Source organism: Phycicoccus sp. Soil802 (assembly GCF_001429605.1).
GTDB lineage: Bacteria > Actinomycetota > Actinomycetes > Actinomycetales > Dermatophilaceae > Pedococcus.
The window spans coordinates 311,404-333,405 of record NZ_LMSS01000002.1 but is presented as its reverse complement, the minus strand read 5'-3'; the positions used below and the strand labels follow the sequence as shown (position 1 = coordinate 333,405).

The 22,002-nt window shown below is 71.1% G+C and carries 16 protein-coding genes and 1 tRNA gene; 10 read left to right on the top strand and 7 right to left on the bottom strand.

From position 1 onward, the window contains the following. Positions 1 to 80: 80 nt before the first annotated feature. Complete coding sequence (locus ASG91_RS04950; protein ID WP_082593919.1) at positions 81 to 2,003, top strand: penicillin-binding transpeptidase domain-containing protein; 1,923 nt, start codon at positions 81 to 83, stop codon at positions 2,001 to 2,003. Positions 2,004 to 2,088: 85 nt separating this feature from the next. On the opposite strand, the gene ASG91_RS04945 is transcribed toward ASG91_RS04950, so the two are convergent. Beyond that, positions 2,089 to 2,292 carry a cold-shock protein gene (locus ASG91_RS04945; protein ID WP_056915917.1) on the bottom strand — a complete coding sequence of 68 codons (204 nt, stop codon included), beginning with the start codon at positions 2,290 to 2,292 and terminating at the stop codon, positions 2,089 to 2,091. A 452-nt stretch (positions 2,293 to 2,744) separates the two neighbouring features. Here ASG91_RS04945 and ASG91_RS04940 point away from each other — a divergent pair, with 452 nt between their 5' ends. After that, positions 2,745 to 5,708 carry an HYR domain-containing protein gene (locus ASG91_RS04940; RefSeq protein ID WP_056921503.1) on the top strand — a complete coding sequence of 988 codons (2,964 nt, stop codon included), beginning with the start codon at positions 2,745 to 2,747 and terminating at the stop codon, positions 5,706 to 5,708. Between the two features lie 103 nt (positions 5,709 to 5,811). On the opposite strand, the gene folP is transcribed toward ASG91_RS04940, so the two are convergent. Beyond that, positions 5,812 to 6,729, bottom strand: coding sequence for a dihydropteroate synthase (folP, locus tag ASG91_RS04935; protein WP_056921502.1), 918 nt, complete (start codon positions 6,727 to 6,729; stop codon positions 5,812 to 5,814). A gap of 106 nt (positions 6,730 to 6,835) precedes the next feature. On the opposite strand from folP, the gene ASG91_RS04930 reads away from it, so the two are divergent. Next, positions 6,836 to 7,594, top strand: a complete 759-nt coding sequence (locus tag ASG91_RS04930) for a hypothetical protein (RefSeq protein ID WP_056921501.1) — start codon at positions 6,836 to 6,838, stop codon at positions 7,592 to 7,594. Positions 7,595 to 7,714: 120 nt separating this feature from the next. On the opposite strand, the gene ASG91_RS04925 is transcribed toward ASG91_RS04930, so the two are convergent. From ASG91_RS04925 to ASG91_RS04915, 3 genes are read right to left on the bottom strand one after another with little or no spacing between them, the layout of a single operon-like run. Next, on the bottom strand, positions 7,715 to 9,097 hold the full coding sequence (locus ASG91_RS04925; protein ID WP_235545411.1) for an FAD-binding oxidoreductase: 1,383 nt from the start codon (positions 9,095 to 9,097) through the stop codon (positions 7,715 to 7,717). Positions 9,098 to 9,102: 5 nt separating this feature from the next. Further along, positions 9,103 to 10,503, bottom strand: a complete 1,401-nt coding sequence (locus ASG91_RS04920; RefSeq protein ID WP_082593918.1) for an aspartate aminotransferase family protein — start codon at positions 10,501 to 10,503, stop codon at positions 9,103 to 9,105. Positions 10,504 to 10,551: 48 nt separating this feature from the next. Next, on the bottom strand, positions 10,552 to 12,042 hold the full coding sequence (locus ASG91_RS04915) for a CoA-acylating methylmalonate-semialdehyde dehydrogenase (RefSeq protein ID WP_056921499.1): 1,491 nt from the start codon (positions 12,040 to 12,042) through the stop codon (positions 10,552 to 10,554). A 60-nt stretch (positions 12,043 to 12,102) separates the two neighbouring features. Here ASG91_RS04915 and ASG91_RS04910 point away from each other — a divergent pair, with 60 nt between their 5' ends. The 7 genes from ASG91_RS04910 (at position 12,103) to ASG91_RS04880 (ending at position 20,282) form a co-directional block, all read left to right on the top strand. Beyond that, on the top strand, positions 12,103 to 13,464 hold the full coding sequence (locus ASG91_RS04910) for a PLP-dependent aminotransferase family protein (protein WP_056921498.1): 1,362 nt from the start codon (positions 12,103 to 12,105) through the stop codon (positions 13,462 to 13,464). Positions 13,465 to 13,782: 318 nt separating this feature from the next. Further along, a tRNA-Ser gene (locus ASG91_RS04905) sits at positions 13,783 to 13,867 on the top strand. A 192-nt stretch (positions 13,868 to 14,059) separates the two neighbouring features. After that, entirely contained in the window at positions 14,060 to 14,392 is a 333-nt protein-coding gene (locus ASG91_RS04900) for a hypothetical protein (RefSeq protein ID WP_056921497.1), read from the top strand. Positions 14,393 to 14,999: 607 nt separating this feature from the next. Next, on the top strand, positions 15,000 to 16,625 hold the full coding sequence (locus ASG91_RS04895) for a S8/S53 family peptidase (protein ID WP_056921496.1): 1,626 nt from the start codon (positions 15,000 to 15,002) through the stop codon (positions 16,623 to 16,625). Then, positions 16,625 to 17,218 (top strand): RNA polymerase sigma factor, encoded by a 594-nt coding sequence (locus ASG91_RS04890; RefSeq protein WP_056921793.1) that lies wholly within the window; start codon positions 16,625 to 16,627, stop codon positions 17,216 to 17,218. Before ASG91_RS04895 ends, ASG91_RS04890 begins: the two co-directional genes overlap by 1 nt. Next, the gene (locus ASG91_RS04885; protein ID WP_157582314.1) at positions 17,215 to 17,715 is read left to right on the top strand and encodes a hypothetical protein; all 501 of its coding nucleotides are present in this window, start codon (positions 17,215 to 17,217) and stop codon (positions 17,713 to 17,715) included. The genes ASG91_RS04890 and ASG91_RS04885 overlap by 4 nt, the downstream gene beginning before the upstream one ends. Before the next feature lie 41 nt (positions 17,716 to 17,756). Then, a complete protein-coding gene (locus ASG91_RS04880) occupies positions 17,757 to 20,282 on the top strand; it encodes a CHAT domain-containing protein (protein WP_056921494.1) in 2,526 nt (841 codons plus the stop codon). Here ASG91_RS04880 and cysE read toward each other — a convergent pair. Further along, positions 20,243 to 20,842, bottom strand: coding sequence for a serine O-acetyltransferase (cysE, locus tag ASG91_RS04875; RefSeq protein ID WP_056921493.1), 600 nt, complete (start codon positions 20,840 to 20,842; stop codon positions 20,243 to 20,245). The two genes, ASG91_RS04880 and cysE, sit on opposite strands and share 40 nt — an antisense overlap. Positions 20,843 to 20,906: 64 nt before the next feature. Continuing rightward, positions 20,907 to 21,833, bottom strand: a complete 927-nt coding sequence (gene cysK, locus ASG91_RS04870) for a cysteine synthase A (RefSeq protein WP_056921492.1) — start codon at positions 21,831 to 21,833, stop codon at positions 20,907 to 20,909. Positions 21,834 to 22,002: the final 169 nt, after the last annotated feature.

The following is a 22,002-nucleotide window of genomic DNA, read 5'->3' as shown; positions in this document are numbered from 1 at the left end:
CCAGACGCCGTAGCTCCCCGCTGGGTTGTCCCGGGGTGACAAATGGGACGAAGCCGCAACAGGTGAGGTTGGATGGACGCATGAGGCAACGCGCAGTAGTGGGGGGAGTCACCGCCGTCGTCCTGGTCGCGGCAGCGGCCGGTGCTGGTCTGTGGTGGCGGCACTCCGAACAGGAGAAGGAGCTCGACACGCTCGCCAGGGACGAGGTGACGTCGTTCGCTGCCTCGTGGTCGAAGCGGTCGTTCTCGACGCCGGGCATGCTGTTCACGGGCACGAACAGCGACGTCGTGCAGGCGGAGTTCGCCAAGGCGACCGGCGGTCTGGGGACCGGACCGGTCAAGGTCACCGCTGACGGTGTGCGGCGCACCGGCGACCGCGCGACGGCCACTGCGCACGTCTCGTGGACCCTGGCCGGCGGAGTCGTGTGGTCCTACGACGTGCCGGTCACGGCCGAGCGCGCCGAGACCGGCGGAGACCGCTGGGCCATCACGCTCCCCAAGGACCACTCGCCGTGGCACCCACAGCTCAAGGTCGGCGCCACCCTCACGGCCAACCGCACCTGGGGCGAGCGCGGCACCCTGCTCGACCGTGACGGGAAGGCCCTGACCCCGATCGGCAAGGTCTACCCGGTGCAGATCGACCCCGCCCGGGCCACCGCCGCCACCGTGCGCGAGCTCGAGAAGGTCGTCGACGAGCCGGCCGGGTCGCTCGTGGCCAAGCTGGCCGCCGCGACGAAGGCGGGCAGCAAGGCGCCGATCCCCGTCATCACCTACCGGCAGGCCGACTTCGACGAGCGCAAGGACGCCCTCGATGCGCTCAAGGGCGTCATCTACCCTGCTCGGGAGCAGCCGCTGGCCAAGACGCGCACCTTCGGCCAGCCGTTGCTCGGCTCGTTCGGCGCCGTGAGTGCCGAGCTGATCGCCAAGTCCAAGGGCCGGTATGCCGCGGGCGACTACGCCGGGGTCAGTGGCCTCCAGGGGCAGTACGACGCAGTCCTCGGCGGGACCGCGGGTGTGGAGGTGGTTTCGAGCACGGATCCCGACAACCCGCTGTTCAGCAAGGACGCCGTGCCCGGCAAGGACGTCTCGACGACCCTCTCCCCCACGGTGCAGGACGCCGCCGAGCGCGCGATCGCCTCGACCGGCGACGTCCCCTCGGCTCTCGTCGCGGTGGACGTGAAGACCGGTGACGTGCTGGCCTCGGCCAACTCGCCGGCGCTCGGCTTCGACCGGGCGATGACCGGTCACTACCCGCCCGGGTCGGCGTTCAAGATCGCCACCACCTACGCGTTGCTGAGCTCGGGCAAGGTCACGCCGGACACCTCGGTCACCTGCCCCAAGACGTTCGTGGTCGACGGCCGGCCCTACAAGAACTTCGAGGGCGAGTCACTCGGCACCCCCGACTTCACCACCGACTTCGCCCACTCGTGCAACACCGCCTTCGTGCAGCTCTCGACCAAGCTGGGCAACGGCGACCTGGCCAAGGCCGCTGCCACCCTCGGCCTCTCGGGGTGGGCGAAGACCCTCGGTGTCGCCAACGCCTTCGACGCGAGCGTCCCCGCCAACAACGGCAAGACCGACAAGGCCTCGGCCGCCATCGGGCAGGGTCGCAACGTCACGTCGCCGCTGGCCCTCGCGGTCCTCGCCGCGAACGTCGCGCGCGGCTCGACGATCGCCCCTGCGCTCGTCACCGACCCGGCCGTCGACGGCGCCGACCGGACGCCCAAGCCGCTCGACGCCAAGGTCGTCGGCCAGCTCCGGACGCTGATGGGTGAGGTCGTGAGCAGCGGCACCGCCACGGTGCTCAGGGGGACGCCCGGCGGCACCGTCCGCGGCAAGACCGGGACCGCGGAGTTCGGCACCAAGAACCCGCCGGAGACACACGCGTGGTTCGTCGGCTACCAGGGCGACGTCGCGTTCGCGGTCCTCGTCGAGAAGGGCGCCAGCGGTGGCAGCGTCGCCGCTCCGGTGGCCAAGGACTTCCTCACCGCGCTCGCCCGCTGAGCGACGCGGCATACCGGGACGCGACAAGGCCCCCACCAGGTGGTGGGGGCCTTGTCGGAAGACTGTTGGTTGAGCAGTCCTCGGATCAGATCGGGCGAACGGCGTCAGCCTGGGGACCCTTGGGTCCCTGGGTGACCTCGAACTCCACGCGCTGCGCCTCGTCCAGCGAGCGGTAGCCCGAGGAGTCGATCGCCGAGTAGTGGACGAACACGTCCGGGCCGCCGCCGTCCTGGGCGATGAAGCCGAAGCCCTTCTCAGCGTTGAACCACTTAACGGTTCCCTGTGCCATGGGGTAACTCTTTCTTTTGTAGCCATTGGGAATCCGCACTTCGCGGAACCCAGGCTGCCGTACACACCCCCACGGACGAGACATGCCCGCCCTCAGACCAACTGCCACCTAAGAAGGCGAATGCCCGCTCTGATGGTGCTAGGGCGGGCACTTCGTCGACCTTGCGAGGAACTGCTTGATGCAACCGTGAGAAACGCTAGCACGCAGCATGGCGACCGCGTGAGGTCCTCCGAGGTCAAATTCTGGTCAGGCGACCAACTCACGCTACCTCGCAGACTCACCCCTCGTTGGCCCCCTTCCAGCCCCAGACGCAACCAAATCAAGGCCTAGCACAGCCACCCCAACGAACGTGTCAGCCGTTTGGACTTTTTGTTCCTCTGGGGTATTTCCGCAGGTCAGCGGGGCTGTCATCGTTCGCTCACCACTACTGCTTCATTCTTTGGGGGACGTCCATGACACTGTCCGCACCGTCACGTCTGCTCGCGGCCTTCGCCGTGGCCACGATGACGCTCTTCTCGGCCGGGTCGGCCTTCGCCGACCAGGTCAATCCTGACGGCGACACGGTCGCCGCGGCCACCACCGATCTCGTCGCCACCTCCTGCACGCTGCCGGTCACCAGGTCTGGCCTGGTCGAGGTCAAGCGCACGGGTGGCGCGAACACCAACCACTACCTCCCCGGTGAGACGCTGTCCATCGCGATCACCGACAGCAGCACCCAGGTCACGACCAGCCTGGTCGGCGGGGCGGTCGTCGTTCCTGATGGGTTCACCGCGAACGGCGCCAGGCAGTCGTTCACGTTCCCGATCAGCACGACCATCTCATCGGGCGCAGCGACTGGAAGCACGACGGTAGCCGTCAAGGTCACGTCCGCTGGCTACCCGGACGGCGACACCGGCACCTTCGCGGTGTCGTGGAACTGCACGAGCAACACCGCACCGGTGATGACCTTGTCCGGCGTCACGGCAGGTGCCAACTACGAGTTCGGCTCCGCGCCGACCCCGATCTGCTCGTGGACTGACGACCACGACGGTTCGGGCAGCGTCACGCCCACCGTCTCACCCCTCAGCGGACCCCGCGCGGCCTCCGGGCTCGGGAGCCGAACGGTGAGCTGCTCCTACACCGACGCCGGTGGCCTGCTCGGCACCGCGGCGGCGACCTACTCCATCGTCGACACCACGGGCCCGTCGCTCTCATCGGTCTCCGACGTGGCAGTGGACGCGGTCAATGCGGCGGGGGCTCCGGCCACCTACACCGCTCCGACCGCAACCGACGCAGTCGATGGCACCCGCCCAGTCACCTGTCTGCCCGCCTCGGGCTCCACCTTCCCGATCGGCAGCACGACCGTCACCTGTTCGGCCAGTGACCTGAGCGGCCACTCCTCGAACACCACCTTCTCGGTCTCGGTGGCGGACCACACGGCTCCCGTCGTCACCGTGCCCGAAGACGTGACGATCAACGCGACCAGTCCCGCGGGCGCGGCCCACACCTTCCTCGCGAGCGCCACGGACAATGTCGACGGCGCACGGCCGGTCAGCTGCACCCCGGCCTCGGGCAGCGGGTTCGCCTTCGGCTCGACGACCGTCACCTGCACGGCCAAGGACGCGGCCGGCAACACCGGCTCGGGTTCGTTCGTCGTGACCGTCCAGGACAAGACAGCCCCCGTCGTGACCACTCACGAGCCGGCGGCGGTTGAGGCCACCGGACCCTCCGGTGCTGTCGTCAGCTGGCCCGCAGCCACGGCCCTGGACGACACCGACGGCGCCCGCACGGTCAGCTGCGACCACCCGTCCGGCGCGACCTACCCGGTCGGCAACACCACGGTGACCTGCACCGCCGACGACACCCACGGCAACACGGGGTCGGCCACGTTCACGGTCACGGTGTTGGACACGACAGCCCCGAGCCTCACGGTGCCGGAGGACATCACGGCCGAGGCCACCAGCCCGGCAGGCGCTGTGGTCGGCTGGTCCACCTCGGCCACCGACCTCGTCGATGGCACCGTCGCGGTGCACTGCACACCCGCATCGGGGACGCAGTTCACCCTCGACCTGCCCACCACGGTGGAGTGCTCCGCCGCTGACGCCCACGGCAACGAGGCGACCGGTTCCTTCGTCGTGAAGGTCCGGGACACCACCGCGCCGGCGCTCCCCGACCTCGCTCCCGTCACGGAGGAGGCGACCGGACCCGACGGCGCCAGCGTGGCCTACTCGGTCGGTCTCGCGTCGGACCTGGTCGACGGTGGCGTCAGCGTCATCTGCGCACCGGCCAGCGGGTCGACCTTCGCCCTCGGCAGCACGACCGTCAACTGCACGGCCACTGACGCCCACGGCAACGAGGGCGAAGGCCACTTCACCGTGAAGGTGCGGGACACGACTGCTCCGGTGTTCAACGACATCTCCGTCCCCACCGCCGAGGCCACCGGGCCGACCGGGGCGCCGGTGTCCTTCGCCGCGACGGCCACCGACCTGGTCGACCCGTCCCCCGCAGTCGTCTGCTCCCCGGCCTCAGGGTCGGAGTTCGCCCTGGGTGCAACCCAGGTGACGTGCACGGCGAAGGACCTGTCGGGCAACTCGGTCGACAAGACCTTCACGGTCAACGTGGCCGACACCACGGCCCCGGTGGTCGGGGCGGTTGCGAGCCAGACCATCGAGGCCACGTCGGCCGCGGGTGCGGCACACAGCTGGGTGGTTCCGACGGCGACGGACATCGTCGACGGGACGCGGCCGGTGACGTGCGACCGGGCACAAGGCTCGACGTTCCCTCTCGGCGACACCATCGTCACCTGCTCGGCGACGGACCTGACCGGCAACACCGGTACGGCTGCCTTCACGGTGACCGTGGTCGACACGACCGCGCCGGCCTTCGGCGGCGTCGCGAACCGCAACGTGACGGCGACGTCGGCGAACGGGGCGGTCGTGACCTACCCGACGCCGCAGGCCACCGACCTGGTCGACGGTGCCACTGCGGTGACCTGCACGCCGGCGAGCGGGAGCACCTTCCCGCTCGGCACCACCAACGTGACCTGCACGTCGACTGACCACGCAGGAAACACCGCCTCGGTGTCCTTCACGGTCACGGTGTCGGTCGGCTGGAGTGGCGTGCTGGCACCGGTCACGGAGGGTGGCGTCTACAAGCAGGGCAGCACCATCCCGGTGAAGTTCGCGCTGACCGGCGCCTCGGCGGGCGTGACGAACCTGCAGGCCACGCTGTGGGTCCGCAAGGTCTCCCCCACGCCGGCGGGTCAGACGGTTGTGGCGGTGTCGACCTCGGCGGCCACCACCGGCAACCTGTTCCGGTACACCGATGGGCAGTACCTGTTCAACCTCAACACCAAGCCGCTCCAGGTCGGAACGTACGAGCTGCGGATCGACCTGGGGGATGGAGTGCCACACACGGTGACCATCACCCTGCGGTGAGCTGAGGGTTGGCGGCGGCCGGAATGCCAGGGGGCTTCCGGCCGTCGTCGCGTCCAGGCGGTATGAGCGTCCAGGCGGTATGAGGACGGGCGGGGACTGCCCGTCAGACGCCGCGTACGGCGCGGACCGGCGCGCGGTCGCCCCGGATGACGGCCACCATGTCGACCACCCGACGGGTGGCGCGCACGTCGTGGGCGCGGAACACCGTGGCACCCAGCCAGGCCGCGACGGCGGTCGCCGCCAGCGTGCCCTCGAGCCGGTCGTCGGCCTCGAGCCCGAGCGACTCACCGACGAAGTCCTTGCGCGACAAAGCCTGCAGGATCGGGAAGCCCAGCTCTGCCACCACTGCGGTGTGCCGGAGCACCTCCAGGGAGTGCACGGTCGTCTTGCCGAAGTCGAGCGTGGGGTCGATGAGGATCCGGTCCTGGGGTATGCCGGCCTGCCGGGCCGCGGCTGCACCGTCGGCCAGCGTGCGGAGCACGTCTCGGACGACGTCGAGCGGGTCGGTCCCGTAGGTCACCCGGACCGGGTCGGTGCGCGGCGGGAGCCCACCCGTGTGGGAGCAGACCATCCCGGCGCCGATCTTCGCCGCGACGTGGACGAGCTCGGGATCGTGGCCGGCCCACGTGTCGTTGATGAGGTCGAGGCCGTGCCGGCCCGCCTCCTGCGCCACCTCGGACCGCCACGTGTCGAGGCTGAGGACGAGCTCTGGATAGGTCTCGCGGGCGTGGGCCAGGAAGGGCACGACGCGGTCGATCTCCTCCTGGGGGCCTACCACCTCGCCCTCCTGCCCGGCGCGCACCCCGCCGACGTCGACGATGTCGGCGCCGGCCGCCACCGCAAGATCGAGGGCACGCTTGGCCGACTCGAGGTCGGCGTGCCGGTTGCCGGCGAAGAAGGAGTCGCTGGTGCGGTTGATGATCCCCATGACCGCAGGGCTCGACGCGTCGAAGGTCCGGCCACGCAGGCGCAAGGGTGGCGTCCGGGGCAGGTCGAGGGGGCGCGGCTCGGGGAGGCTCACCCAGCCATCCTCGCACCCGGGTCCGGGGACAGGACCACCCGTGTGGGCCATGCCGTCTGCGCTTGGTACTCAGGCGCGAACCGAGCGCGATGCACCACCATGAGGCATGGCCACCCCCCGCACCACCACGACCACGGCACCGATCCGACGCTGGATCGTCCGCGTCACCATCGGCTCGTTCTCCCTGGCCGCCCTCCTCGGCATCGTCGCTCTCCTCGGCGGAGGCGACTTCGGCGAGACGGAGGGACAGATCCTCCTCACCACCCTGCTGGTCGGCGTCGTCAGCATCGCGGTGCTCTGCTACCTCACGACTGCGGGCCGCAGGTCACAGCCGGTCGGGATCGCGGGTGGTGTGGTCGTCCTCGTCCCCCTGGTCACCGGCTTGCTGCTGATCTGGGCCGACGGGGGTGGTGGGCTCGACGAAGCCCTCGTCAAGACGTTCGCGGTCGGTGGCATCGTCGCAGCCACGCTCGCCCAGACCTGCCTGCTGCTCGCGCCCGGAGAGAAGGCCAACGTCGTGGCCCGACGGATGCTGCTCGGCACCATCGGGCTGGCCGCCCTCCTGGCCGTGCTGACCAGCCTGCTCGTGCTCGGCGTCGACCCCGGCGACGGCTTCTACCGCGCGGTCGGGATCGTCGCCATCCTCGACGTCCTCGGGACGGTGGTCGGGGCGGCCCTGATGAAGTTCGGACCCGGCTCGAGCGACGACCAACGGACCTCCGCAACGACGCTGGACCTGCCGCCGGATGTGGCCGCCGCGCTGGCGGAGCGGGCCGCTGCCACCGGCCGGACCCGCGACGACCTCGCCGCGGACATCCTGCGCACTCACCTCGACACGGCCCAGCCCCAGGACTCGTCGCTCTAGGCGGCGAAGGCTCCCAAGGATTCGGCCAATTGCCCGGTTTCCCGCCGCACCGGTGCGTGGAGGGCCGGGGAACCGGGCAATTGGCCGGTTTCCAGGCGGGGCCGCGAGGACCCGCACGTCCTAGGAGTCGAAGCCGAGGCCAGCTCGGTCGAGGGCCCGCAGCCACAGGTTGCGCCGGCCCTCGTGCCGGTCGGCACTCGCGAGCGCCCAGCGCGTGAGCTGCATCCCGGTGTAGGCCAACGGTTCCGGCGGGAAGGGCAGCGGCTTCTCGCGCACCATCGCGAGCCGGGTGCGCTCGGTCTCCGCGCCGCTCAGCAGGTCGAGCATGACCTGGGCGCCGAAGCGGGTCGCACCCACACCCAGACCGGTGAACCCTGTCGCATAGGCGACCCGACCGCGGTGGGTGGTGCCGTAGAACGCGCAGAACCGGGTGGAGGTGTCGATGGCCCCGCCCCACTGGTGGCTGAAGCGCAGGCCCTCGAGCTGCGGGAACGTCTCGAAGAAGTGGGTGGCCAGCCGGTCGAACGTCGCGGGCCGCTGGTCCAGGCTGGGCTCGAGACGACGCCCGTAGTGGTAGATCGCGTCGTAGCCGCCCCAGAGGATCCGGTTGTCGGCGGAGAGGCGGTAGTAATGGAACTGGTTGGCCATGTCCCCGACGCCGGCCCGGCTGGCCCAGCCCAGCGAGTCGAGCTGGGCGTCCGACAGCGGCTCGGTCATGAGGGCGTAGTCGTAGACGGGCACGGTGTGTAGCCGGGTGCGTCGGACCAAGGAGGGGAAAGCGTTGGTGCCCAATGCAACTCGTGGCGCATGGACGACCCTGCCCTCGGCCGTGGTGACGTCGACACCCGACCCGGCGGTCGACAGACCCGTCACCCGCACGCCCTCGGCGATGCGGACTCCCAGCGACTCGGCTGCTCGCGCGAGCCCCCACGCCAGGCGGGCCGGGTCGACGATCGCCGTCTCGCCGGACTGGTAGAGGCCGGCGAGGTAGGTCGGCGAGTCGAGGTGGGCTCGCACCGCCTCGCGGTCGAGCAGCTCACCCTCGGACTCCTCGGCCAGCCACTGCACCTGGTGCGGCTCCGTCGCCACGGTCAGCTCACCGGTGCGCCGGAAGTCGCACTCGATCCCGTACCTGCGCACGGTCGCCTCGATGCCGTCGAGGTTCTCCAGCCCCAGACGGTGCAACGCGGCATACTCCTGCGGCCATCGGGTGCGGCCGTTGGCCTCGCCGTGCGTCAGGCTCGAGGAGCAGAAGCCACCGTTGCGGCCGGAGGCCGCCCACCCCACCGATCCGGCCTCGAGGACGAGGACGTCGAGCGACGGGTCGGTCTCCTTGGCCAGCAAGGCAGTCCAGAGACCGGAGTACCCTGCACCGACCACGACGAGGTCCGCCTTCAGGTCGGCGGACGAGACACCCCCGAGACCCGGGCGGCGCGCTGGTCGGTCGGGCTGGTCGAGCCAGTAGACGGCCGGCGCGGCCTCGGCCAGCGCGGGATGACCCACCGGCGTCAGGCGTCCGCGCCGGTGTAGAAGGCATCGGCGACGGTGAGCGCCTCGTCGAGGATGGCCAGTCCCTCACGCACCTCGTCGGCGGTCGTGGTGCACGGCGGCACGACGTGGGTGCGGTTGAAGTGGATGAACGGCCACAGCCCGCGCTCCTTGCACGCGGCGCCGAAGTCGTTCATCGGCTTGGCATCCGCACCGCCGGCGTTGAACGGCACGAGGGGTTCGCGGGTGGCCCGGTCGCGGACCAGCTCCAGCGCCCAGAAGGCACCGAGGCCACGGACCTCGCCCACACTCGGGTGGCGCTCGGCCAGGTCGCGCAGACCGGGACCGATGACGTCGGTGCCGAGCGAGCGGGCGTGCTCGACGATGCCTTCTTCCTTGAAGATGTTGATGGAGGCCACCGCCGAGGCGCAGGCGAGCGGGTGACCCGAGTAGGTGAGCCCACCCGGGAACGGCCGCTGGTCGAAGGTCTGCGCGATCCGGTCGGAGATGATGACGCCGCCGAGGGGCACGTAGCCGCTGTTGACCCCCTTGGCGAAGGTGATCAGGTCGGGGGCGACACCCCAGTGGTCGACCGCGAACCACTCACCACAGCGGGCGAACCCGGCCATCACCTCGTCGGCGATCATGACGATCCCGAACTCGTCACACAGGTCGCGGACACCCTGGAGGTAGCCCGGCGGCGGCACCAGGATGCCGTTGGTACCGACCACGGTCTCGAGGATGATCGCCGCGATGGTCTGCGGACCCTCGACGGTGATGAGGTCCCGCAGGTGCTGCAGCGCGCGGACCCCTTCCTCCTGCTCGTCCTGCGCGTGGAAGGCCGAGCGGTAGGGGTACGGCCCCCAGTAACGCACGATGCCCGGCATACCCGGCTCCGAAGGCCACCGACGCGGATCGCCAGTCAGGGCAATGGCTCCCGCGGTCGCACCGTGGTAGCTGCGGTAGGCCGCCATCACCTTGTGGCGCCCGGTGTGCAGCCGCGCCATGCGCAGGGCGTTCTCGGTCGCCTCGGCCCCACCGTTGGTGAAGAAGACCCGGTTGAGGTCGCCCGGGGCGAGCTCACTGATGAGCCGGGCCGCCTCGGAGCGCGCGTCGTTGGCAAAGGCCGGGCTGATCGTGGTCAGCCGCCCTGCCTGCTCCTGGATGGCCGCGACCAGCTTGGGGTGCTGGTAGCCGATGTTGACGTTGACCAGCTGGCTCGAGAAGTCGAGGTAGCGCTTGCCCGAGTAGTCGGTGAAGTGGGAACCGAACGCGTCAGCGATCGGCAGCGGGTCGATCAGCCCCTGCGCCGACCAGGAGTGGAAGACGTGGGCCCGGTCGTCACGGCGCACCTGCTCCTCGGTGTTGGTCGTGAAGGCAGTGGCGGTGGTCGTGGTGGCGGCTGGGAGCGTGTCAGTCATCGAGAGTCCTTGGTATGCCGGGTGTTCCGGACAGTCTGGCGGCTTGCGTCAGCGGGTGCGCGGGAAACCGAGGTCGACGCTGGACGTCGCCGGGTCGGGCCAGCGCTGCGTGACGACCTTGCCCCGGGTGTAGAAGTTGATGCCCTCGGGGCCGTACATGTGGGTGTCGCCGAAGAGGGAGTCCTTCCAGCCACCGAAGGAGTAGTAGGCCACCGGCACGGGGATGGGCACGTTGATGCCGACCATGCCGACCTCGACGTCGTACTGGAACTGGCGGGCGGCCCCACCGTCGCGGGTGAAGATCGCCGTGCCGTTCGCGTACTGGTTCGAGTTGATGAGGTCGAGCCCGGCCTCGTAGGTGTCGACGCGGACGACCGACAGCACCGGACCGAAGATCTCGTCGGTGTAGACGGTCATCTCGGGGGTGACGTGGTCGAGCAGCGTCGTCCCGAGGAAGAAGCCCTGCTCGGGGTGGTCGCCGGTCCGCCCGTCGACGACGACCGCGGCACCGGCGGACTCGCCGGCGTCGACGTAGCCGGCAACCTTGTCGCGGTGCTCCGCGGTGATCAGGGGACCCATGTCGGAGTCGGGGTCGGTCCCGGCGCCGACGGTGAGCTTGGGCAGGCGTGCGGCGATCGCGTCGACCAGCGGCTGGGCGACGTCACCGACCGCGACGGCCACCGACAGCGCCATGCACCGCTCGCCGGCTGAGCCGTAGGCGGCGGAGACGACCGCGTCGGCAGCCATTTCGATGTCGGCGTCCGGCAGGACGAGGGCGTGGTTCTTGGCGCCACCGAGGGCCTGGACGCGCTTGCCGTTCGCGGTGCCGCGCTCGTAGATGTACCTGGCGATCGGCGTGGAGCCGACGAAGCTGACCGCCGCGACGGCGGGGTGGTCGAGGATCGCGTCGACGGCGACCTTGTCACCGTGGACGACGGTGAAGACGCCGTCGGGCAGGCCGGCCTCCTTCCACAGCTGGGCGAGGAAGAGCGCGGCGGACGGGTCCTTCTCGCTGGGCTTGAGGATGAAGGCGTTGCCGCAGGCGATCGCGTTGGCGCACATCCACAGCGGCACCATGGCGGGGAAGTTGAACGGCGTGATGCCGGCGACGACGCCGAGCGGCTGCCGGATGTTGTAGACGTCGACCCCGGTCGCGGCCTGCTCGCTGAACCCGCCCTTGAGGAGGTTCGGCACGCCGGTCGCGAACTCGACGTTCTCGAGACCACGCGCGATCTCGCCCGCGGCGTCGGAGAGCACCTTGCCGTGCTCGGCCGTGATGATGGCGGCGAGCTCCGGGGTGCGCTGGTGCAGGAGCTCGCGGAACGCGAAGAGGACGGCAGCGCGCCGCGAAAGCGAGGTGTGCCGCCACTCGCGGGCCGCCACGACCGCGGTCTGGACCGCGGCGTCGAGCTCCTCGACGGAGGCCAGGTCGACCTCGGCGGTGACCTCCCCGGTGGCGGGGTTGTACACCGGCGCCGAGCGTCCGGAGCCGCCCTCGTGGAGGCGGCCGTCGATCCAGTGGGAGATGCGCGTCGTCATGCCCCAACCATACGCACCACCGATTGGTAACACAATCTCACTATTGCTATGGTACAAAACATGACCGCTGTCCTCTCCGCCCTCGAGCACCGCCTCGACCACCCCACCGCGAAGGGCCTCGCGCATGCCGTCTCGGCGGCGATCCGGGACGGCGAGCTGGTGGCGGGCGACCGGCTGCCCCCGATCCGGACGGTCGCGGCGCAGCTGGCGCTGTCGCCAACCACGGTGAGCGCGGCCTGGTCGCTGCTCGCGCGGTCGGGCGCCGTCCACGCCGACGGGCGGCGGGGCACCACCATCCTCGACCAGGGCGGGGCCACGGGAGGGCGCTACCGCCAGGCCCTTCGCCACGAGGCGGCCTTCACCCTCGACCTGTCCACGGGGGTGCCCGATCCCGCGCTGCTGCCGTCGCTCGGCGCGGTGCTCGCGCAGCTCACCTCGGCCCCGACGACCGGCAGCTACCTCGACGACCCGGTGCTGCCGGCCCTCGCGGACACCCTTCGCGAGGACTGGCCGTATGCCGCAGCCAACCTGGCCGTCGTCGACGGGGCGATGGACGCGATGGACCTCATCGTGCGGACGACGCTGCGGTTCGGTGACCGCGTCGTGGTGGAGGACCCTGGGTTCCCGCCGCTGGTCGACCTCCTCGAGTCCGTCGGTGTGCAGCTCGTCGGCGTGCCGCTCGACGACGAGGGACTCGAGCTCAGCGCGCTCGAGGACGCCCTGCGCGAGCCGGTGGCCGCCGTCTTCCTCCAGCCCCGCGCCCAGAACCCGGTCGGCGTCACCATGACCACCGCACGGGCCGAGGCCATCGCAGCCCTGCTCGACGGCACCGACACCCTGGTGGTGGAGGACGACTCGGCCGCCGGGCTGTCCTCGGAGGCGCTCGTGAGCCTGGGTCGCTGGCGACCCGAGCACACGGCATACATCCGGTCGTTCTCGAAGTCGCACGGACCGGACCTGCGGCTCGCGGCGCTCAGTGCTCCGGCGGCGCTGCACCGGGCGCTGACCGCCCGCCGCGAGCTGGGGCAGGGCTGGTCGAGCCGGCTGCTGCAGCAGGTGCTCCTCGGGCTGCTCACCAGCGAGACCGCCCGCACCGAGGTGGCCCGGGCCTCCGTCACGTATGCCGCGCGGCGGGCGCACGTGGTCGACGCCCTGGCCGCGCGTGGTGTCGTGGTGCCCGGGACCGAGGGGATCAACATCTGGGTGCCGGTGCACGACGAGACCGCCGCGGTCGTCCGGCTCGCCAGCAGGGGGATCGGGGTGGCGGCTGGGGCGCCCTTCCGGCTTGGCGCTGCCGAGGTCGGGGGCACCGGCGGGCACGTGCGGGTCACGGTGGGGGCCGCGACCGGGGACCTCGACGCGGTCGCGGACGCGCTGGCCGACGCGGCGCTGGCCGGGGGCCGGCAGGGCCGCGCACGCTGAGCTGCCAGGTCCGGAGCCGGGACGGCGCGAAGGCCGGGCTGCAGGGTTGCCCGGCCTTCGGCCCGCCGCCCGAAAGCGGACGTCTCATTTCCCCCCACCGCGAACGCTAGTCGCGAGGCCGTGACTTCAGGATCCTTCAATTCGCGTATGAGTGGCGTCGAATTGGTTGGGTCGCGGCCCGAACTATGCTGCGATTCAACACATTTCGGACCGCAATCGATTTTGCGACCACCTGCTTCGTGGCGTGTCGTCGCCCTCCCTCCACGGTACTCGCTCCCGGCGGGATGGGAAGGTCTGGAATAGTTGGCGCGCACGCCGGGCGGGTTCGCATAGTGGCCTAGTGCAGTCGCCTTGAAAGCGACCAGAGGGCAACCTCTCGTGGGTTCAAATCCCACACCCGCCGCCCAGAGTCCCAGCTTTATCGGGTCATGCCGGAACGTTGACCCTCGCTCGACTTCATCACCCGAGCGAGGGTCAACCTTGGTGCTAGACCCGATAAAGCTGGGGATGGGGCGAAAGCTCGGGCGGGTCGCTGACCAGCGGGTTTGTGCGAATCATGGGTTAGGGTCGAAGCCCCGACCGAAGGATGCGAACCATGGCAAAGCTCTCGTTCCTCGCCGGTCTCGCTGCGGGCTACGTGCTCGGGGCGAAGGCCGGTCAGAAGCGCTACCAGCAGATCAAGGCCCAGGCCGACCGCGTCTGGGGCAGCGAGCCCGTGCAGGCGCGGGTCGACACCGTGAAGCAGGCGGTCAAGGAGCAGGCGCCCGTCGTCGCGGCCAAGCTCGGCGACGCGGCGAAGACCGCGGGTGCCAGCGCCCGCGAGCGCTTCACCGGTGAGGATCTCCCCGAGACCCTGCACCGGGGGACCGACGGTCGGCTGCACGCCGACACGACCGGGTTCGGCCCGGGCCCCGGCAAGCTCCCCTGACCACGAGACCTCAGCTTTATCGGGTCCTGGGACAAAGGGCGGCTTCACCCGGAAACCTTTCCCGGGTGAAGCGGACACTTCTCCCTAGACCCGATAAAGGTGGGACGGGCGCGCAGCACGAAACGGCACGGCATACGAGGTCTTGTATGCCGTGCCGTTCCTGTGTTGCTGGGCTCAACGGCGTCGCCGAGAAGGTCGGGCCTGGCGCGTGCTGGGAACCCCTGACCAGCACCTTCCTCGACCTGACCTACTCGGCGACGCGCCCCGAGGGGCGGGACGGCAGCACGCCCCCACGACCTGCCGTCCGGTCCGCTGGCACCCCTGTGCCCAGCGGCCCTCCATCTGCCTGACCCGTCGCCCCCTGCGACGGATCCTGCATGACACGAGGCTTCCTTTCGTTGTGCCCACCTTGTCCCCCGACCAGGTCTGACAGTGGACAAGAGCGGGGGCGCCGGACCCTGATACATCCCCGCCGAAAGTTTTTTCCGGACCAGAATCTCGGGGCTGTCCGGTATCACCCGACCCGTCGGCTTCTCCTGTCAGATGAAGCGATCCCTCACTACGCTGAACACTGCACTTCGTGGTCGGCACCACCTCAGGAGAATCAATGGCCGCATCGACTCCCCCGCCGCCGTCAGGGCCGGGGCCCACGCCCTCGGTCGCGATCCCGCGCTCGGCGGCCCGGCGCCTCGACGTGCGCGTGCTCGACCCCGCGAAGGCGGTGCGCCTCGACGGTGACGACGCCCTGGAGCCGACCTTGTATGCCGGCAACCGACTGCTCGTGCGTGGCCTCGCCACCCGTTCGGCGCAGGGTCCGATCAGCTCGTTGTCCGCGATCGCCGAGCGGCTGGGCTACTCGGTCGAGACGCGCCGCGACGAGCGGTTCGAGGCGTTGGTGGAGCAGTACGAGCTCGGCGCGCAGGTCGACCAGGCGGTCTCGACGATGGTCGAGTTCCGGCCGCTCCCGAACCGGCCGGTCGTCGCTCCCGACGCCTGGCTGATCCTCCAGACCTTGCGCGCCGAGGACCCGGAGTCGGCCAAGGCCGTCAGCCTCAGCCACATCGTCACCGCGGCCGGCTACGGCTCGGGCGTGGGTTACGGCTCAGGGGTGGGTTACGGCTCAGGAGTCGGCTACGGCTCGGGCGTGGGTTACGGGTCCGGGGTCGGCTACGGCTCCGGAGTCGGTGACGACGAGGTCGCGATGCCCGGCGGTGGACCGTCGCCGCGCCTGCCCGTGGTCTGGGCCGCGCCGGCGCCCGCGCCCACCCAGAAGTCGGGGCCCGTCGTGGCCCTGCTCGACACCGGGCTGGGCCAGCACCCGTGGTTCGCCGACCGCGTCATCCGTGACGTGGAGGTCGACGGGTTGCCGATCGGTCTGCGGTTCACCCCCGCCGACGACCCCGAGCTGACCGGGTGCACCCTCGACCGCGTCAACGGCGTGCTCGACCCGCTGGCCGGGCACGGCACCTTCATCGCGGGCGTGGTGCGCCAGCACTGCCCCGATGCCGTCCTGATGATCGTCCCGGTGATGCACGGTGACGGCGTCACCGACGAGGCGTTCCTCGTGGAGACGCTGAGCCTGCTCTACGTGCGCCAGCTGCTGGCCCACTCCGGCAGGGGCAAGGGGCCGGCCGTCGACGTGCTGTCGCTCTCGCTGGGCTACTACCACGAGACCCCGGGCGCCTTCGACGACGAGCCGGCCTTCTCCAGCGTGCTGCGGGCGCTCGCCAGCACCGGGGTGGCGGTGGTCGCCGCGGCAGGGAACGGCGGCACCAACCGGGAGTTCTACCCCGCGGCGTTCGCCGTTGCGGGCGGCTACGACCACCCGATCACCAGCGTCGGGTCGCACAACCCCGACGGCCACACGGTGTCGATCTACTCCAACACCGGGTCCTGGGTGACGGCCTACCGCTGCGGCACGGCCGTGGTCAGCACCATGCCGACGACCTTCGACGGCAGCCTGCGGCCGGTGATCGCCCAGCCAGCGGGACACGACCCGGCCCGGGGCTCGTGCGACCCTGACGACTACTCGAGCGGGTTCGGGCTGTGGAGCGGCACGTCGTTCGCGGCGCCGGCCTACGCCGGGGACGTCGCGGCGACCATGGTGGAGCACGAGTGCTCCGACGACGCTGACGTGAAGACCAGGCTCGACCTGCTCGGCCGGGTCCGCGCCGCGATCGCGGAGCGCACCTCGCTCAAGGGGCGCCGGGCCGCCAAGGAGGGAGAGCGGTGATGCACGCAGAAGGAGGCACCCGCAGCCTCGCCGAGCTGGCCGCCAACGCGTTCAGCGACTACCGCGACGGCCGTCCCGAGGGGATGTCCGAGCTGGTCGACAGCACGACCTCGCTGCTGTGGCACACCGCCCGCGCCCAGGGGCTCTCGGCCGCGCAGGCCGAGGACGTCGTCCAGAACACCTGGCTGTCACTCGTGCAGCACGCATCGGGAATCACCGACCCCCGGGGCGTCCTGAAGTGGCTGCTCACGACCACCCGCCGCGAGGCGTGGGCGGTGTCGAAGAAGTCCCGGCGCGAGGACGTGCGCGAGGACATCGGCGATGCGATGCCCGAGGTCCCGACGACGGGCGACGAGCCCGCCGACGCCGTGGTCCGCAGCCAGGAGCAGGGTCTGCTCTGGCGCCACTTCAAGGACCTGCCCGAGCGCTGCCAGCAGCTGCTCCGGGTCATCGCCCTCGCCGAACGGCCCGACTACGTCCAGGTCGCCGATGCGCTGGGCATGCCGGTCGGCAGCATCGGACCGACCCGGGGTCGGTGCCTCGCCAAGCTCAAGCTGGCCCTGCTCGGCGACCCCGGGTGGGCGACGTCATGACCGCCGAACACGACCTGGACGCCCTCGCGGCAGAGCCCATCGACGAGCAGGACCTGCGGGCCCTGGCGACCCTCCGGTCCATCCTGCAGGCGAGCGACCCGGTGCCGAGCGACCTCGCCGAGCGCGCCAAGTTCGCGATGTCGGTCGCCGCGCTGGAGGCCGAGATCGCTGAGATCACCACGACCACGCCCGAGCTGGCCGGGGTCCGCTCGACCGACTACGACCGGGCCGGCACGATCACCTTCTCCAGCGAGCAGCTCAGCGCGATGATCACGATCGAGCTGGTCGAGGGGACCAACGCCCGGCTGAGCGGGTGGGTGACCACCGGACCGACGCACATCGAGCTGCGGGAGCGCTCGCGCACCCAGGAGACCACGACGGACGACGCGGGTCGGTTCACGTTCACCTCGGTGCAACGCGGGCTCGTCCACCTCGTCATGCGCCGGCTCGACGACCCGCAGAGCCGCCCCGTCATCACGCCAGCCATCGAGATCTGAGGTACGACATCGAGGTTGCTGACCGCCAGGTCGCCGAGCTCTTGGCCCGAGCGCGGAACCTCAACGAGATCGGCAGGTTCCGCGACGCCGAGCGCTCGCTCCGTCGCGCCCTGACGCTGTCCGACGACCTCGACGAGCCCGACCGGGTGCCGACCCGCGCCCGGCTGCTCATCACCCTGGCCTGGCCGACCCTGGCCTTGCACGGGCTCGACCAGGCCCTCGAGATGCTGCAGGAGTCGCGGGCCCAGCACGACTCGCCCCGGCTCCGGGCGCTGAGCTGGATCCAGGAGGCGGTGGTGCACGTCTCCTGCCAGGACTGGCGCTCGGCCCTGGCCGCCCTCGACAAGGTGGGTGACGGACACTCCCTCCTGACTCCTGGCGAGGAGGTGGCGTCCCGCATCAACGGCGGGCTGGCCCACCTGTCGCTGCTCGAGCTCGGCCCGGCGCGAGCCGACCTGGAGACCGCCCTGCGAGTCTGCGTCGAGCACGGGCTGGCCGAGCAGGAGTTCAAGGTCCGCCACAACCTCGGGTGCCTGGAGTACTACGCGGGCCGGCTCCCCCAGGCGATCGAGCTGATGCGCGAGGCCGACGAGATGTCGGTGCCGGTCGGTCGGGTCCGGGCGCAGCACGACCTGGCCCTGGTGCTGCTGGAGGTCGGGCTGCTCGACCAGGCCCGCGAGACCCTCAGCCGCGCCCTCGACGAGACGCGGCGTGACGGCCACCGCCTCGAGGAGGCCGACCTCCGGCTCGACCTCGCCACGACGGCGATGCTGCGCGACGACCTCTCGACCGCGCGTGAGCACCTCGACGCCGCGGTGGCGGCCTTCCGCGCCCGCGGAGCCACCGAGCGCCAGCGCAGTGCCGCCCTGCTGCGCGCCTCGGTCTCCCTCGCCGAGGGAGTCGTGCCGCGTGGCCTCGGCCGCACGCTCGCGCCGTGGCTCGACGTCGCCCGGCCGGTCACGCCCGACGAACGCCTCGCGGCGCGGGTCCACGTCGAAGCCCTGTTGTTGAGGGGGCAGGTCGACGACGCCGGGTATGCCGTGCAGAGACTCAGCGGCCGGGTGCGCCAGGGCTTCGCCGCCGACATGCACGACCGGCTCCTTGTCGCGAAAGTCGCTGCGGCACAGGGCAACACCGTCAAGTCGCGGCGCGCGGTACGTGCCGCGATGAACCGGTTGACGGAGCGGCAGGCGCCGAGCCAGAGCGTCGAGATCCGGTCCGCCCTGGCCCTGCACGGTCGGCGGCTCGCCGACTTCGACGTCAACGACGCGCTGGCGAGCGGGTCGGCGCCCCGGGTCTTCGACGCGGTCGAGCGCTGGCGGGCGGTGTCCCACCGCCTCCCGCTGCTCTCCGCACCGCAGGACCAGCGGTCGGCGGAGCTGCTGGCCGAGCTGCGCCAGGCCCGCCGCGAGGGCGTGACCACCGGCCAGGAGGGTGCCCGGCAGCGCGCCCGCGCGGCACGCCTCGAGTGGGAGGTCAGCCGACTCGACTGGACGCGCGTGGAGCAGGACGACGTCGCGGCGGCGGGCGCTCCGCTCGGGCACGGCACCACCCGCGACCTGCTCCGGGCCCGCGGCGAACAGGCCCTCGTGTGGGTGGCTCAGGAAGGCGAGGAGTACGTCCTGGTCGTCGGCGAGCAGGGCAGCCGGCTGCACCACATTGGCCCGGCCGCGGAGGTCGCCGCCCTGGCCGACCGGCTCACCCGCGACCTGCGGGCGCACGCCTTCGCCAGCACCAACCCGACGATGGAGGCCGCCGTGGGACGCGCGGTCGCCGGCTCCGTCGCAGCGCTCGACCAGCGGCTGCTCTCCGACCTCCGCCTCGGCGACGGGCCGGTCGTGGTCGTCCCGGGCCGCACCCTGATGGCGGTGCCGTGGGGCATGCTGCCCAGCCTCGCGGGTCGCCCCGTCACGGTGGCCCCGTCGGTGACCCGATGGGCCACCCCCCTGCTCTCCCCCGGCCCGAGGATCGACGGTGCGCTCGCCGTCACGACCCTGACCGGCCCCCGGCTGCTCCGAGCGGGGGCCGAGGCCGCCGCCGTCGCCCAGACCTGGCGGTCGGTCGGCGCGGACACCGAGGGACACTCGGCCGCGACGGCCCAGTCGGTGCGGGACGCCCTGGTCAGTGGTGGCGTGGTGCACATCGCCGCGCATGGCGCCCACGAGCCGCAGAGCCCGTGGTTCTCCTCGCTGCACATGGCCGACGGTCCGGTCTTCGCCCACGAGCTCCCGCGACCGGCCACCGCGCCGCACGTCGTGCTCTCGGCCTGCGACGTCGGCCGGCTCGACCCCCGACCGGGCGACGAACCGCTCGGTCTCACCGCCGCCCTGCTGGCGCTCGGGGTGCGCAGCGTCGTCGCCCCGGTCGCGCCGGTGTCAGATGTCGTGGCGGAGCAGGCGATGGTGGCCTACCACCAGCAGCTCGCGTCAGGTCGGACCGCCTCCGAGGCCCTGGCCGCAACCCTCGCAGAGCACCCGGCCGCGGGGGCCTTCTGCCTCTTCGGCACCGACTGGCGACCCGACCCCTCTCAGATCCAGAGGGCCGGGTCCTTGAACATCGCCTCGTAGGGGTCCTCGGTCCCGTGCGGGAACCGGACTGTCGCGGGGATCCCGGTGGCGACCGCCCCGGCCGGGATGTCCTTGACCACGACCGAGTTCGCGCCGATCTGCACGTCGTCGCCGATGTGGACCGGCCCGAGGATGCGGGCGCCCGCGCCGATGGTGACGCGGGAGCCCACCGTGGGGTGTCGCTTGACCCTCTGCATCGACCGGCCGCCGAGGGTGACGCCGTGGTAGAGCATCACGTCGTCACCGACCTCGGCGGTCTCGCCGATCACGACGCCCATGCCGTGGTCGATGAAGAACCGGTGACCGATCACCGCGCCGGGGTGGATCTCGACGCCGGTCACCGAGCGCACGAAGGTCATGACGACCCTCGCCACCGGCTTGGTCCACCCGCCGCGCGGCCACAGCCGGTGGGCGAACCGGTACGCCCAGATGGCGTGCAGCCCAGGGGCGTTCAGCGCCACGTCGACCCGCGAGGTCGCGGCCGGGTCGCGCGCGATCGCGGCGTCGAGGTCGTCGACGATGCGATTGCGTGCGCGCCTGGCGTAGAGAGCGAGGGTCATCGGGTTCCGTTGCGGCAGAAGGGTTGTGGCGGGGTCAGGTGCGCTCGGCCATGGTCAGTCGAGGTCAGTCGAGCAGGTCGGAGAAGAGGATCGTCGACAGGTAGCGCTCACCGAACGACGGGATGATGACGACGATGGTCTTGCCGGCGTTCTCGGGGCGGGTCGCGACCTGGTTGGCCGCCGCGAGCGCGGCGCCCGACGAGATGCCCACCAGCAGGCCCTCCTCCTTGGCGGCCCGCTTGGCCCACTCGACTGCCGTCTCGGCGTTGATGTCGATGACCTCGTCGTAGATGTCGCGGTCGAGGATCTCGGGGACGAAGTTCGCGCCGATGCCCTGGATCTTGTGCGGGCCGGGCTGTCCGCCGTTGAGGATCGGCGACTCCTCGGGCTCCACCGCGATGATCTGCACCCCGGGCTTGCGCGACTTCAGGACCTGACCGACGCCGGTGATGGTGCCGCCGGTGCCGATCCCCGCGATGACGATGTCGACCTGGCCGTCGGTGTCCTTCCAGATCTCCTCCGCGGTGGTCTTGCGGTGGATCTCGGGGTTCGCCTCGTTGGCGAACTGCTTGGCGAGGATGCCGCCGCGCTCGGCCGCGACCTCCTCCGACTTGGCCACCGCACCCTTCATGCCCAGGGCGCCCTCGGTCAGGATCAGCTCGGCGCCGTAGGCGCGGAGCAGCGCACGCCGCTCCTTCGACATGGTCTCCGGCATGGTGAGGACGACGTTGTAGCCGCGGGCGGCGCCGACCATGGCCAGCGCGATCCCGGTGTTGCCGGACGTCGCCTCGACGATGGTGCCACCGGGCTTGAGCGCCCCGGCCGCCTCGGCGGCGTCGATGATCGAGACGCCGATGCGGTCCTTGACCGAGGAGGCCGGGTTGTAGAACTCGAGCTTCCCGGCGACGATCGCGTCGCTGTCGATCAGCCGGTTGATCCGCACCAGCGGGGTGTTGCCGATGAGCTTGGTGACATCGTCATAGATGGGCATGCGAGCTTCCTTGCGTCGGTATGCCGCGGGCGAGCCGTGGCGCGAGGTCGTGGGCTGTCGTCGGGTTCAGCGAACCCGACGTTATGCATATTCCAACAGATCGTTATGCACCTTGGCAACGAACGCCCGGCAGGCGGGCACCCGGTGGACGCCGCGGGGTCCTGGGAGG